This window comes from Pseudoalteromonas sp. SCSIO 43210 (assembly GCF_054133285.1).
On record NZ_CP087225.1, the window covers coordinates 1042353 to 1056028 of the forward strand.

General features: G+C 38.3%; 13 protein-coding genes and 1 pseudogene. 9 read left to right on the forward strand and 5 right to left on the reverse strand.

The window, feature by feature from the left end:
• The first annotated feature begins 152 nt into the window (after positions 1-152).
• The gene (locus LOS73_RS04640; protein ID WP_033030834.1) at positions 153-950 is read left to right on the forward strand and encodes a response regulator transcription factor; all 798 of its coding nucleotides are present in this window, start codon (positions 153-155) and stop codon (positions 948-950) included.
• 87 nt (positions 951-1037) lie between these two features.
• On the opposite strand, the gene LOS73_RS04645 is transcribed toward LOS73_RS04640, so the two are convergent.
• Complete coding sequence (locus tag LOS73_RS04645; RefSeq protein WP_457934565.1) at positions 1038-1640, reverse strand: LysE/ArgO family amino acid transporter; 603 nt, start codon at positions 1638-1640, stop codon at positions 1038-1040.
• A gap of 95 nt (positions 1641-1735) precedes the next feature.
• Here LOS73_RS04645 and LOS73_RS04650 point away from each other — a divergent pair, with 95 nt between their 5' ends.
• Positions 1736-2629 (forward strand): LysR family transcriptional regulator ArgP, encoded by an 894-nt coding sequence (locus tag LOS73_RS04650; RefSeq protein ID WP_457934566.1) that lies wholly within the window; start codon positions 1736-1738, stop codon positions 2627-2629.
• 6 nt (positions 2630-2635) lie between these two features.
• Here LOS73_RS04650 and LOS73_RS04655 read toward each other — a convergent pair whose 3' ends face one another.
• Complete coding sequence (locus LOS73_RS04655) at positions 2636-3949, reverse strand: M20/M25/M40 family metallo-hydrolase (RefSeq protein ID WP_457934567.1); 1314 nt, start codon at positions 3947-3949, stop codon at positions 2636-2638.
• A 393-nt stretch (positions 3950-4342) separates the two neighbouring features.
• On the opposite strand from LOS73_RS04655, the gene LOS73_RS04660 reads away from it, so the two are divergent.
• The 3 genes from LOS73_RS04660 to LOS73_RS04670 all read left to right on the forward strand — a co-directional run bounded on the left by LOS73_RS04660 (position 4343) and on the right by LOS73_RS04670 (position 7215).
• Positions 4343-4969, forward strand: a complete 627-nt coding sequence (locus tag LOS73_RS04660) for a hypothetical protein (protein WP_457934568.1) — start codon at positions 4343-4345, stop codon at positions 4967-4969.
• Positions 4970-5472: 503 nt separating this feature from the next.
• A complete protein-coding gene (locus tag LOS73_RS04665) occupies positions 5473-6198 on the forward strand; it encodes a DUF2971 domain-containing protein (protein ID WP_457934569.1) in 726 nt (241 codons plus the stop codon).
• Between the two features lie 12 nt (positions 6199-6210).
• Entirely contained in the window at positions 6211-7215 is a 1005-nt protein-coding gene (locus LOS73_RS04670) for a transposase (protein ID WP_239462886.1), read from the forward strand.
• Between the two features lie 342 nt (positions 7216-7557).
• On the opposite strand, the gene LOS73_RS04675 is transcribed toward LOS73_RS04670, so the two are convergent.
• Together LOS73_RS04675 and LOS73_RS04680 are read right to left on the reverse strand one after the other, a co-directional pair.
• Positions 7558-7878 (reverse strand): hypothetical protein, encoded by a 321-nt coding sequence (locus LOS73_RS04675; protein ID WP_033016158.1) that lies wholly within the window; start codon positions 7876-7878, stop codon positions 7558-7560.
• Between the two features lie 498 nt (positions 7879-8376).
• A pseudogene (locus LOS73_RS04680) lies at positions 8377-8475 on the reverse strand (ATP-binding protein); the annotation flags it as partial.
• Between the two features lie 342 nt (positions 8476-8817).
• On the opposite strand from LOS73_RS04680, the gene LOS73_RS04685 reads away from it, so the two are divergent.
• From LOS73_RS04685 to LOS73_RS04695, 3 genes are all read left to right on the forward strand, one after another.
• Complete coding sequence (locus tag LOS73_RS04685; RefSeq protein WP_050484113.1) at positions 8818-10017, forward strand: alpha/beta hydrolase-fold protein; 1200 nt, start codon at positions 8818-8820, stop codon at positions 10015-10017.
• Positions 10018-10460: 443 nt separating this feature from the next.
• Entirely contained in the window at positions 10461-10841 is a 381-nt protein-coding gene (locus tag LOS73_RS04690) for a VOC family protein (RefSeq protein ID WP_096794277.1), read from the forward strand.
• Positions 10842-11362: 521 nt separating this feature from the next.
• On the forward strand, positions 11363-11701 hold the full coding sequence (locus LOS73_RS04695) for a carbon starvation protein CstA (RefSeq protein WP_457934570.1): 339 nt from the start codon (positions 11363-11365) through the stop codon (positions 11699-11701).
• Between the two features lie 130 nt (positions 11702-11831).
• On the opposite strand, the gene LOS73_RS04700 is transcribed toward LOS73_RS04695, so the two are convergent.
• Positions 11832-12512, reverse strand: a complete 681-nt coding sequence (locus tag LOS73_RS04700) for an SDR family oxidoreductase (protein WP_457934571.1) — start codon at positions 12510-12512, stop codon at positions 11832-11834.
• Positions 12513-12788: 276 nt separating this feature from the next.
• Between LOS73_RS04700 and LOS73_RS04705 the strand changes: the two genes are divergently transcribed.
• Entirely contained in the window at positions 12789-13643 is an 855-nt protein-coding gene (locus LOS73_RS04705) for a mechanosensitive ion channel family protein (RefSeq protein WP_457934572.1), read from the forward strand.
• The last annotated feature ends 33 nt before the right edge of the window (positions 13644-13676 follow it).

Sequence of the window (13676 nt, forward strand, 5' to 3'; positions counted from 1 at the left end):
TAAGTTGGTGATTATGTGTGATAAATACGCTATTTATATTTATTTTACAATTTTATAAAGTATTTCTCCTTCGCTTGTACATTGTTGATCTATAATCTTAACTTATACATTAATCGTCATACTGTAAACATAACAACACTGAAGAGATGTAAATGAGTGATTTAACAGCAATAGCAAACTTATCAATATTATTAGTAGAGCCTTCAGATGTTCAACAAAAGCTTATTATAAAATCACTGACTCAGTGTGGTGTAAAGCAGGTTGAAAAAGCAACATCGCAAGAACAAGCACTAACAATGCTTAATAGTTACCAGCCTGATTTAGTTATTAGTAGTATGTACTTTTCAGACGGTACCGCTGACTCCTTACTACAAAAAATCAGATCAAATCCACTAACAGAAAACCAAGCATTTATGTTGGTGTCAAGTGAGCGTAACAAAAAGTACTTAGAGCAGTTAAGGCAGTCGGGTGTATTAGCTATTTTGCCTAAACCATTTAGTGCTGAATCTATAACGCGCGCACTTAAAGCTACTTTAGATATTATTAGTGAAGAAGAAGTTGAGCTTGAACACTTTGATATTACTTTATTACGTGTACTTGTAGTTGATGACAGTCGCTTTGCGCGTAAACACATTATTCGCGTACTTGCGGGGATGGGGATCCCAGCACCAGTAGAAGCTGAAGATGGCAAACAGGCCATCGAACAATTAAATACACAGTCATTCGATTTGATTGTTACTGATTATAATATGCCTGAAATGGATGGAAAAGAGCTAACCGAAACCGTCAGAGGGTCAAACACTTACTCACATATCCCTATTTTGATGGTGAGTTCAGAAGCAAACGACACTCACTTAGCCAATATTGCTCAAGCTGGCGTTGATGCCATTTGTGATAAACCATTTGAGCCTGCAACAGTTAGAGATTTATTGTTTAAAATAATGTCTTAACTTATAAACTTAAGGCTAGCAGTAAAAATGCATTAGCCTGAGCAGATAAAATTAAAGCAGCGCTTGTTAAAAGTCGCTGCTTTTTTATTATTGGCTAGGTACGTTATAAAGCCCAAACGCCACAAAACATAATATAACTGCAATTGTGGTATCAAATATTCGCCATCTAAATGATGAACTTAATATACTTTTAAGTTTAGGTGCAAAAAGCACTAAAGTGCTGAACCAAATTATTGACCCAACACAAGCACCAAGTGCAAAATGCATTGGGTTTGGTTGTAAAGCGCCAATATTGCCAAGTAATAACACGGTATCTAAATACACATGTGGATTTAGCAAACTGATTGCAAAAGCCGAAAGGGCAGTACTCCACCAGCTTACTTTTTCTACTTGGCTTATTTTTAAACCCGAAGTCCCTTTAATCGCTCGCATTGCAGATCCATACGCTAAGTATAATAGCATCGCAATACCGCCCCATGTTAACCAAGGCAGTAATCCCGGTAATAACTGCTGTAATTCATTTGCTGCAAATACACCTATTAAAATAAGAGTCGCGTCGCAAATAATGCATACCGTGGCTAAAACAAACCGATTAGCGCCAGCCATGCATTGGCTTAAAATCCAAATATTTTGCGCGCCAATGGCAATAATTAAACTTAGCCCCAGCATCACACCCGATAAAAACGACATACTTTAAATCCACTCAATCATTCAATGCCTTGCAGAGTAGGGGGTACTCTGTTACAAATCCAATGAATATATTTAAGGTTATATGCGTAAAAATCATGATTGATTATCAACTACTCAATGCACTGTCGGCGGTTATTAGTGAAGGCGGGTTTGAAAAAGCCTCTAAAAAGCTATTTATTACGCAATCGGCAGTAAGTCGGCGTATTCATCAACTCGAAGCCAAACTTGGAGAGCCTGTAATAATTAGGACGCAGCCACCGCGCCCAACCGCTCTTGGCAAGCGTTTACTTAATCATTTACAACAAGTCCTGCAGTTAGAAGTTGCTTTAAACGTAGATGCACTTAACGAGCACTCCAGCTTAAACACACCTCTTAGTGTAAAGTTGGCTGCCAATGCTGACTCACTAGCCACATGGTTGCCAGAAGCGCTAGCCATGCTAGATACAGAATCTGATTGTAAATTTAGATTTGAAGTGATCTCAGAGGATCAATCTATCGCCCATAAAAGAATGAAAGACGGCGAGGTAATGGTATGTATTAGCTCATCTTCTGAGCCTGTAAATGGCGGGTTAGCGAGCCCATTAGGCGCTATACGTTACAAGGCAATTGCGAGTCCTGACTTTATTAAACAGCATAACCTCACTTCGCTTACGCAATTGGCGCAGGTACCTTGTTTAGTTTTTAGTGAATATGACAAGCTACAGCACCAGTTTTTAGCCGATATTAACGGCTCAACGCCAGAGTATATACATATATATCCCTCATCAGAAGGATTTAAACAAGCCATGATTGCAGGCCTAGGCTATGGTTTATTGCCGACTTTGCAGCTTGGTGATTCCCTGCAAAAAGGGGAGTTAGTTGACTTATTTCCAGAGTATTATATTGATACGCCCTTGTATTGGCATTATTGGCAAAGTGAAAGCCCGCAACTTAAAGCACTGCGAAAGTTTGCAATGCAAGTTGCGGCTAACCGATTAGAACCAATTTAAAGGTGTTTATAACTGCCCTAATCTATAAATGAGTAATGCCGTTTTTTTAATGTTTTTATCAAGGCTGGTTAAATCGGCTGTTTCGTTTTTAGTGTGCGCACCGCTGCCCATCAAGCCTAAACCATCAAGTGCCATATCAACATGGTTTGCCGCAAACGAAATATCAGCCGCACCTGCATTACGTGGATTGGCGGCTACTACTTTGTTGAAGCCTAAGTCGTGGCTTGCGTCGCTGTATAATTCTAATAGCTTTTTATTGCCATCAGTTAATGCCATTGGCGGGTAACCGTCTTCAAAAATAAGCTCTGCTTTACTGCCATCTAAGTTTTTAGCCACAATTTGTAGCATAACCCTTTTAGCGCTTTCTACCTGCTTTGGCGAAAGTGCGCGTAAATCACCTGCAACATGCACGGTTTGTGCTATTACATTACTTTTACCAAATGCCGTTGCTGACGAATTAGCACTGTCGTAGTCGGCATTTGTACCGCCCACAATAAGCCCCGGGTTAAATGTTAAATTAGGTTGCGTGGCAAGTTGCTCTCTAAAATCATTTAAAATGCGTGATACTTCGTAAATAGCGCCATATCCAACGCTTTCGCTAAATATTTGTGACGAATGCGCTGCATTTGCCGTTACGTTTAGCGTCCAGCCGGTATAACCACGGCGCGCCGCCATAGCTGTTTTTATATTGTTATCGCCATTTTCATAGCCAAGCGCTACGTCAGCCCAAATTGCCGCATCAACAATAGCTTGTTTAGATAAGCTAAGCGGGCGACCGCTGCTTTCTTCATCGCCAGTCAGTAACACTTTTATGCTTACATTTTCGAGTAAATTAAGGGCTTGTAAGCTTTTAAGTGCGGTAATTATTATCGTGTTACCGCCTTTCATATCGGCAACGCCTGGGCCACTGGCTGTATCGGTATCAAGCTGTTTGTAGGTAGTAAAGTTATCGTTTTTGGCAAATACCGTATCTAGATGGCCGATCATCAGTATTTTTATTGCATCGGGGCTTTTACTTTCATGTGTTGCCAGTACATGCCCTGCGCGGTTAAACGCACTGCCATCAAGCCATTCAACTTTAAAACCAATGGCTTTGAGCTGCTCGCTTGTCAGCGCGCCTACTTTTTTTACACCTTCAATATTAAGCGAACCGCTATTAATATTTACGGCTTGCTCTATTTCTTTAAGTGCGTGGGGAATGTTTTTATCGACCTGTTTTACTATTTCACGCTCATTTTTATCAAGCGCAGCATGGCTTGTAAGCGGTAAGATACTAGCGAGTGTGAGGATAAGTGCATGGCTAAATTTTAAAAATGACATAACAGCATAATAAGTAAAAAATAAGAATATTTAATATGAAGTAAAAATCCAGAGGATTCAATAGAAGTAGATTATGATTTTTAACTAATTTTATAAACAATAACGAGTTACAGGTTTAAGGGTGAACGCGTTATTGGTTTAAACACAGATATTTAAAATATAATTTGTTAATTAATAATCAACGGGTATAACTAATCAGCTATACGTCTGATATTACTGACCTCCACCATTTTGGGGTTTTGCTACATTTAGAAAAGGTAAGGCGAATCTAACTAACTGTTTACAGTTGTTTATTTTATAGCTAGGATAAAGTCATTGTAATATAAAGACATTTGTCGGTTTGTAAAACGACAAATGTCGTAGACTAAATTGTTAGGCATTTAAGGATAACTCATGACTTCTGAGCATAAATTCCATTCATATGTGACCGTTGCTACTGTTATGGTTATGTATTTTATGATTGAGAATGTAGCTCTTTTTCTCAATGAATTTGGTGTAGCTAAACCAATTGTAACGTTACTTTCAGCGGTTGGTATTTACAATTTATTTGCCAAAATATTATCGAGTCTTGCTCGAAATTGGTTGTGGCTTAAAAAACACTTGTTAGGTGCTTCTTTCCTTAATGGCACTTGGGTTGGTGAGTTTAAAGGTTCTAACAATGAAAAAATCATAATGGTTGAAGCTTTCGACCAAACTTTAAATCACCTTGTAATTCGTGGTGAAGCTTTTAAAGAAAACGGTGAGTCTTACGCCCAGTGGATTTCTAAGGCTACCTTTATTAATGAAGTCGATGGTGTTTTAACCTACACCTATACATGTGACAAAGACGATGATAAATCTACGTTTCAGGGGGTATGTGTTTTCAATTTTGAAAGAGAAGCTGCACATCTACCACCTACATATATCAAAGGGTATTCAACTGATGTTATAGACGGTGTTAGAACTAGTAATCGAGAAAAGAAAATAGAAGATAAACTTCTGCCTTTACTAGAAGCATTCGAATTGGCAAAAAATGCCTAACAAGCTGTTAAACAAGCAATTAGGATGACACCCATCCTAATTATTACGAAAAAAGCCAACAAAAACAGTGTGAAGAGTGAGTTTTTATAAATAATGGCAAACGATTCGGCTGTATTGAACCGGCTTTCCTTTAAATAAAAAGCGGAATATCACAGTGAATAAAGGCATGAATAAATTGACCTTACGGGGTCAACGGAGCCAAGCGAAAGTGAACGCCCAATGGCAACTGTATTGCCTTGTTCATAATATAGAAAAGCTGCAAAACACGATGCATTAAGAGAGGCAACCCCTTTTAAGCCAAAATAAAGCCACTGAAACACCCGTAAATCCCTCCAAAACTCGAATAAAACCCACACTAAACACTTTTTAATATTCTGCGTAAAAACACAGTAATCAATTGAACCAAAATAGGAACTCAGCTATGGTTTGTTTATCAATAAAAATAAATTTAAAAACGAGTTAATCTACAGGCTCGTTATGTGGTGAAATCAGGGGTCAGTGTTGTGGATTGGTTTCAAGAATATAAGAAGTTAGTTTTTTCTAATACTACATCAGTAGATCAAATTGATAGGGCTATTTCGCTTAAATATGAGCATGTCCCTAAAACTCTTTATAAGTATCGTTCCATAAATGAATACTCTTTAAGGAATTTAAGGGATGATTCAATATGGTTATCAGATCCAAAAAACTTCAATGATCCTTATGATTGCTCATTTCATCACAAGGTAGACTTAGATCCTGACAATACTGATTCAATTCTATCAATTGCTCGTGAAAATGATTTGATTGGAGAACTTACGGAACAGCAAATCCACTCAATTTCTGAAAGTAGTGACCCATTAGTAAAACTTCTTGAACTTAGTTACCCAGATAGACCTGATTATGGTCGGACTTGTGGAGAAGCATTAAGTCGTGTCATGAAAGAGAGAGCAAATTCTCTTGTTCAAGAAACATCTGAGGGTTTTAAACAAATGTTCAAAATCTGTTGTTTTTCTGAAAACCCAAAGTCAATTCTTATGTGGTCACATTATGCTGATTATCACTCTGGCTTTTGTATCGGTTATGATTTTCATGAACTTGGTAATGATGATTTAAGAACAAGGTCAATTTACCCTGTAATTTACTCCGACGAAATGTTTGATGCTACAGGAAAACAAAGAAAGGACAGGCACAAGTTTTTTTGCAAAAATCATAGTATCAACTACTGTTATTACATACAGTTCAACTAAGGTTGATATTTTATGACTCGCGCAAGAAAAAAGCTGATTGATTTAGCGTCCACATCTTATTATCACTTAATCTCACGATGCGTGAGACGCGCATTCTTGTGTGGTGATGATAAATACACAGGTAAAAACTTTGATCACCGTAGGGCGTGGTTAGTAGAGCGAATTAAGTTATTAAGTAGCGTGTTCGCCATAGAAATTGCTGCTTACGCGATAATGAGCAATCACTACCACCTTGTTGTGAACGTCAATAGACGTCAAGCACTAGATTGGTCTGAAGATGAAGTAATTGAACGCTGGTATCAACTTTATAACGGCCATGTTTTAGTCGACCGCCATTTAAATGGTGAGCAGTTAGATAAGCCGAGCTTGCTCTTTTTCAATGAGATCATCGCTAAATGGCGCGCAAGGCTTTATGACATCAGCTGGTATATGAAAAATCTTAATGAGTACATTGCCCGCGAGGCCAATAAGGAAGATAACTGCACGGGCAAGTACTGGGAAGGGCGCTATAAGTCACAGGCATTATTAGATCAAACAGCAGTACTCAGTTGCATGGCCTACGTTGATTTGAATCCTATCAGAGCAAATGTAGCCGATACGCTTGAAGACAGTGATTTTACCTCAATTCAAGAGCGTATAGCGCATTTCAAAGCCTTTACCACAGACACGGTCAAAGCAAATAAACCCCTCAAACAAAAAGATATTGTTCAACATGAAAGTCAACCAACACAGCTAAAGCTATTTGGTAGTAATCATATTAAAGGCACGATCCCCTTTGCCTTACTGGATTACATTGAATTAGTCGACTGGAGTGGCCGCCAGATAGATCCAAAGAAAAAAGGGCATATCAACAAAAGCATACCAAAAGTGCTCCTAACGTTGAATATAGAAGAAGCGCAATGGCTTGAATCAATTCAATGTTTCAGGCAGCAGTACTCAAATTTTGTAGGCAGCAAACAACGGTTAAAGCAGCAAGCTGCCAGCAACGATGTAAAATGGTACAAAGGCGCAGGTTGAACAGTTGTATCTTCATTGGTTTGTTTAAAAAACACGTTATTAAACAAAATGTCGACCTCGATTTGCCTTTTATACCTAATATTCCTGCCAAGCAACTGAATTCTAAGTGCTGTAACTAACACTAACAGTGCGCAAAAAAATAATGATACGGTTACCCACGATGGGAGAAGCGCAAAATTTTCTGACAAAAATATGTGTCTGTCCTTTTTTACCCACGCTTTTTTACCCATTTTTTACCCGTGCTTTTTTACCCGTGCTTTTTTACCCGTGTCCTTTTTTACCCCAGTGTTTTAACCTCACTTTCTTTTTTGAGATCGTTCATTTCAACGATCTCTAATAACACTATCTATTTGAACTAAACATTAGATACTTACGCTGCCTTTCGATGCACAATAATAACTGCTCGTTTAGACGTTCCAACGACATCACTAATATCTCACAATCTAGATCAAAGGAGTCAATGCGCTTTCCTTTTCCAGCTAGAATACAGCCATTATTATGGACATCTTCCAGTCGTTGGAAGTACAACTCATCTTCAATTTTACCTTCATGAAAACCTTGGAGGTTTTTTCCTAAGTAAAGTAAAGGTTCAATTGAAGGAAGGCACAAAAAGTCATCATAGTACTTTAGACAGAAATACATCTCACCAACTATATATTCCATTTTTATTTTCTCTTTAGATTGATTTAAAATTCGACCAATTAAGTAATGTAATGGTCAACTAACTTTGATCACAGTTCTAGATTATTGATGTCTAAGCTCAAATTCATTAGGCGCTAAAGTTGGTTAATCTGCTTATAAGCCTGTTTTTTCGCTTAACGATGTGATTATTATAAGGGGGAAGTACAGGTCTATTTATATTTTTGCTAAGCTTTGCTTGAACAGTGCTTATTGAGCAGGGGTTTATAGCTAAAAAATAGAGCCAAGACTATTTAAAATATTTTAATCAATATAAATGTTTGGGTCAACTAATTCAGGATAGTGAATTAAATTTTTCTTCTGCTACAACAGCGCTAACCATTTGATTATGGTTACGTGGTCTATGCCAGTTATAATATTTCATCAAATAATTGCTAATACCTTTTTCTGCTTCTTGATAATTGTCAACAACAACCAAAAAGTGATTTACTCCACCATTTGAATAATGAAGCTCGCCATTAATCAGGCTTGTTTCTTTTCTTTGAGCCTATAACTTTCCCACTTAATTTGAACAATATGTAAGTGGTGTAAAATTCTATCTAACATCGCTGAAGTTAACGCTGTGTATTAGTGTGATTACCAAGGGATTCTGTCGGTCTAATTACCGAGCGACTTTGCCGTAGTGACCTTAGCAAGTAATACCTATTTGGGCAATCTGATCGAAACAAAAAAAACGAAACACAGATCAATAATTGTCTTATTCGAAGGTATCTACCACTGCTAAAGCACTCGTTCGTATGATTTAGGAATTTGTATCAAGAGCGCAACAAGCGTCCGTGTCAGAATTCGGAGCTGCTAATTTTTTTCAACACCTTGATTGTTTCCATGTGACTAGACTCCATCTAAGCAATCCCTTATTCTTGAGTTTCTTTTACTAAACAAGCATTTAAATAAGGACATTGAATGACCAAGTATTTCTGCACGATTTTTTTTATTGTCACGGCTTCCTTTAGTGCGTATGCGGATTCATTTAAAGAAAATGCTGTTGAGCGGCATTTACCTTTTCAAAAAATACCAATTTCATCTTCTGTGTTAAATGAAACCGTTGATATCTATGTTCAATTGCCTTTCAAGTATGAAAGTGAATTCAATCAAAACTATCGTTATCCTGTTCTTTACACTTTAGATGCACCTGTAGGGTTGCCTCTTGTATCAGGCGTTCTTGCCCCGCTGAATGGCTACAATAGCGCCCCTCAAATGATCATCGTTGGGATCTCTACTTCCAACAGAGGCAGAGATTTTACACCAACATCTGATCCAAATTACGAAGAGCATAGCGGCGGGGCAGATAAGTATTTAACGTTTATTGAACAAGACGTTATCCCATACATCGAGAAACACTATCGGACAGAAAAATTTAGAATACTCTCTGGGCATTCATACGGCGGGCTGCTTGTGTCACATAGTTTTCATAAAAGGCCAAACTTGTTCCAAGCGCACTTTGCCAATAGTCCCTCTGTGTTCTGGGAGAGCGGAAAAACCGTTAGCGATCTCATTAAGTTCGTAAAAACGAATCCCATGCACAAAAATTTTCTATACATGAATATAGGGAATGAAGGTAACCCAGAATCAGATTCCCCAGAAGGTGTTCAGATGCTCTCAGGGATTCAAAAGATAGAGAGAGAACTTGCGAATTTAAATACACCGAACCTGCGTTACAAATTTGAATACTTTCGAGAAGAGCCTCATCAGAATACACCGATTTACGGGACAATTGGGGCACTCAGAGGTTTGTACCCTCAGTGGTCTATTCCATATGAAACATCAGTTGAAGGCTACGAAAGTGTCCTAGCGCACTTCAAAAAGCTATCAACCCTATATGGGTATCAAATTGAACCAAAATCCTGGCAAATGTATGATGAAGGCATAGGACAACTCACCTACTTAGAAAATCCTGCTGAAGCAATTAAGTATTTTAGCTACAACATCAGTCAGGAGCCATCTGCATATAGCTCTAGGCTTCATATCGTTGACGCCTTTGTAAAACTTGGTAAAAAACAAGAAGCGTTAAAACATTTAAACATTTTGTTGCGCAGAGATGATTTAAGTGATGAGGAACGTCAACAATTGACCGAGAAAAAGTCGAATGTAAATTTGATGTAAGTTTAACCAAAATAGCGTTGATAACCAAAATAGCGTTGACACCCATCCTAACTGTTACGGAAATTGTCAATTAGATCATGATGGCAAGTGGGTTTTATAAATAATGAATCACGTAAAAACTGAGCTACATTAGTAAGGTGAAAGTAAAAAGAGAAAGTCAGTAGGTCGATGGCAATTGTACTGCTTTGTTTATTATATAGAAGGGCTGTGTACACGATGCATTGAGAAGGGGAAGCCCTTTTAACCTAAATAAAAAGCCACTTAAACACCCGTAGTCCTTTCTAAAATACTAATTAAAACGATATCAAAAATTTCTTTATATGCTGCGTAAAAGTACAGTAATTGATTGAACCGAAATAGGAACTCAGCTATGGTTTATCCATCAATAAAAATAAATTAAAACGAGTTATTCTACAGTGTCGTTAGGCACACATGGAGGTTTCGTGAATCTTAATCAAGTTACATTGCCAGTTAAACACATGGATAAAGCGACTGAGTTTTATTTAAAACTAGGTTTTACCCAAATTGTCGATACTCCCCATTATGCCCGTTTCGAATGTCCTGACGGAAACTCAACCTTTTCACTTTTATTAGAAACTGGTAGTTTTTTAAATGGCGTAGTAATCTATTTTGAGCATGAAAAACTTGATCAGTGGGTATCTGATTTAAAATCTATTGGCATCGAGTTTTATCAAGAGCCAACAGATCAAAGTTATCTGTGGCGTGAAGCAATATTGCACGATCCATCAGGTAATAAAATCAAACTGTATTGGGCGGGGAAAAACAGGCTTAATCCACCATGGCGAGTAGATAAGCGCGCCTAGTAAGTAATTTAAATATAATAAAAAAGCTGGTTAGGTTTTACCTCGTTTCATGTCCCAACCAACTATTTTTGTCCGATCAAGTGGACGTTAAGACTGTGGAATTACTCTTTTTTAAGAAAAACAGCCTGTTTTATGGGTTCCAAATGCATTACCTAATGCTTTAAAAACGATTAGAGTTAATTACAGGAACTCGTTTTTTAATTGAATTTGGCTGTTGGAGTTATTTTACAGTCTCGTTATGAGCCTAGGGTCTGTTGATCTTTCAAGGTTAAATTTGCAGCAGTCTGTTTGGTATTTAGGCAAGGCAGAGCCTATGTAGTGTGGCTATTCCCCATAAATGGGCGATAACGCAGCATTAATGCCAAACAGGCGCTGCCCAAAGGGTTCTTCCTAGGGGCTATTTACTCCTTGTTGCTCGGTTCTTACTTAGCCCACTAGGTTACAAACCTCGCGCCGCGATTAAATAGCCCCTAATTTGAACAAATTTTAATCCGTAAAGATCAACAGACCCTAGGATAATAATGAGAACATTTCAGCTTTTAGGTTTTATACTTGCGATTGCAGGGTTTATTTTAGGCTACGTGATGCTAGCCTCAATTGATGGTGAAGCATCCGACGCTTCAGCAGGAGGAACAGGCATAGGCGTTATGTTTATGGTGTTACCTATTCTTGGTTGGTCTGCGTTAATATTAGTGCCCTCTTCAGTAGCATTGTTCAATCATAAAGTAAGAGAACGCACTTATTTCAGAGGCAATTTTTGGCTAAACCTTTGGAAAGTAAACCTAGTTATTTCTTTTGGATATATTGCCGTTGTTCTATATTTTGCTTACATATGGTTTAAGGGCAGCATTGGCAATTAACAAAGCCTCTAAATGTTCAATACCTTTAATTCATTCTTACCTACTAACATCTAACCCAAACTAAGGACTAATAACCATCAGGTTTAACACCATTAGCATTAAACCTGACAGTCAAACTCCCCAGCCAACGTTAATTAGTTGGCATTAAATAAATCTCGCGCACACTGTTTCGCTGGTTTGCTTCAATAGCAAACAGTACGGCGTCGGCTACATCTTGCGGGTCGAGTTTGTCGGGTTTAGCGTCATCAAAAAATGGGGTGTTTACCATGCCTGGGGCTATGGTTGTGCAGCGGCCGTTCCACTCGCTCATTTCCTCAGCTAAGTTTTGTCCAAAGCCATAAGCAAACCATTTAGTTGCACCGTAAATAGAGCCGCCAATTGGCTTACGGCCAGCGGCAGAGCTGGTTAATATAAAGTGACCTTTGTTTTGGCGTAAATGCGGCAGTGTTAATTTTGCAGTCCACAGTAGGGCTTTAATGTTTATATCGATCATGCTTGACCACTCATCGGGGTCGCCTTTTTCGGTGCCAGCGGTTGAAACGCCCATACCCGCGTTAGCAAAGGCTACGTCTAATCGGCCAAACTTTTCAATGCCTTTGGTAACTACGTTTTCAAGCGCGGTAAAGTCGGTTGCATCTGCGGCTACGCCCAGCGCATTATTTGAGCCTAACGACTTTACTAACTCAGTTAACTTATCTTCGCGTCTAGCGGTAAGTATTACTTTATGACCATTATTTACAAGGGTTTTTGCGGTTGCTTCACCAATGCCACTTGAAGCGCCGGTTATGAGTACTATTTTTTCTTTTGCCATAGATAACCTCTTTAATGAACGTTAAAAACTTAAACCGAGGATACCAAGAAGCGATTAACCTACATTGAATAGTCGCTATAAATTAGCCGTAAATGGCCGTGTTTTATATTCTAATAACCATGGTTTTTAGGCCGTTTATTAAAATTGAAATAAGTGATTAAAAAAGATAGGTTTAAATTTTTTATTCTATATACTCGCGCCACTTCTTTTGAAGTCGATTTTTATTAGATTTAACCATTATTTTGCTGAGTGTCAGCAACATTTATCGGAACAAACATGAAAGATAAACTTTTAGCGTTTTGGCAAAGCCATTCAGAAACAATCATCACTTTAGGGTACAAAGTGATTTTAGCGTTGGTGATTTTAATTGCGAGTGCCTTAATTGCACGCTCGGTTAAAAAAGCGATTAAAAACGCTAAATCGCCATTAAAAAAAGTGGATAGTACGCTGCTTCCTCTTTTATCGAGTATTGCTGGTTATTTAGTTTATATAATTGGCGGGCTATTTATTTTAGATATTTTTGGCGTAAACACGGCCAGTTTAATTGCGCTAATGGGTGCTGCTGGTTTAGCGATTGGTTTAGCCCTTAAAAATACGCTGAGCAATATTGCTGCGGGTATTATGCTGCTAATACTCAGACCTTTTAAAATAGGCGACTTTGTTGATGCCAGTGGCACGCTTGGTACTGTGAGTGAAATAAACTTATTTACCACTATTTTTAAAACCACCGACGGCCTTTATATTGCATCCCCTAACGGCAAAGTATGGGGTGGAAATATTAAAAACTTTACCCGTAATGGCAAAAGACGAATGGATATAGTGGTGGGTATTTCGTATGCCGACTCTATTGACGTTGGCTTAAATGTGCTTAAAGAATTAGCCGCATCAGAGAGCCGATTACTCGCAGAGCCTGCCCCTAAAGTAATGGTAACTTCAATTGGCGAAAGCGCGGTAAACATTCAATTACGTGCGTGGGCTGTTAATGGTGATTATTGGCAAACTGTGTGGGATTTAAACAAACGTGTTAAAGAAGCTATTGAAGGCGCAGGGCTGAGTATTCCGTTTCCGCAGCGTACGCTGCATATATCGGAGTCTATGGCGTCGGCAGTAACTGTTAACAAAGATGCTTAAATATGTATTAACATAAACATAAGCACAAATAAA

Excerpts from the sequence above, each read along its gene's own strand:
- LOS73_RS04670 (WP_239462886.1), top strand. The coding sequence starts at position 6,211 with ATGACTCGCGCAAGAAAAAAGCTGATTGATTTAGCGTCCACATCTTAT.
- LOS73_RS04675 (WP_033016158.1), bottom strand. The coding sequence starts at position 7,878 with ATGGAATATATAGTTGGTGAGATGTATTTCTGTCTAAAGTACTATGAT.
- LOS73_RS04685 (WP_050484113.1), top strand. The coding sequence starts at position 8,818 with ATGACCAAGTATTTCTGCACGATTTTTTTTATTGTCACGGCTTCCTTT.
- LOS73_RS04700 (WP_457934571.1), bottom strand. The coding sequence starts at position 12,512 with ATGGCAAAAGAAAAAATAGTACTCATAACCGGCGCTTCAAGTGGCATT.
- LOS73_RS04650 (WP_457934566.1), top strand. The coding sequence starts at position 1,736 with ATGATTGATTATCAACTACTCAATGCACTGTCGGCGGTTATTAGTGAA.
- LOS73_RS04645 (WP_457934565.1), bottom strand. The coding sequence starts at position 1,640 with ATGTCGTTTTTATCGGGTGTGATGCTGGGGCTAAGTTTAATTATTGCC.
- LOS73_RS04695 (WP_457934570.1), top strand. The coding sequence starts at position 11,363 with ATGAGAACATTTCAGCTTTTAGGTTTTATACTTGCGATTGCAGGGTTT.
- LOS73_RS04640 (WP_033030834.1), top strand. The coding sequence starts at position 153 with ATGAGTGATTTAACAGCAATAGCAAACTTATCAATATTATTAGTAGAG.
- LOS73_RS04660 (WP_457934568.1), top strand. The coding sequence starts at position 4,343 with ATGACTTCTGAGCATAAATTCCATTCATATGTGACCGTTGCTACTGTT.
- LOS73_RS04705 (WP_457934572.1), top strand. The coding sequence starts at position 12,789 with ATGAAAGATAAACTTTTAGCGTTTTGGCAAAGCCATTCAGAAACAATC.
- LOS73_RS04655 (WP_457934567.1), bottom strand. The coding sequence starts at position 3,949 with ATGTCATTTTTAAAATTTAGCCATGCACTTATCCTCACACTCGCTAGT.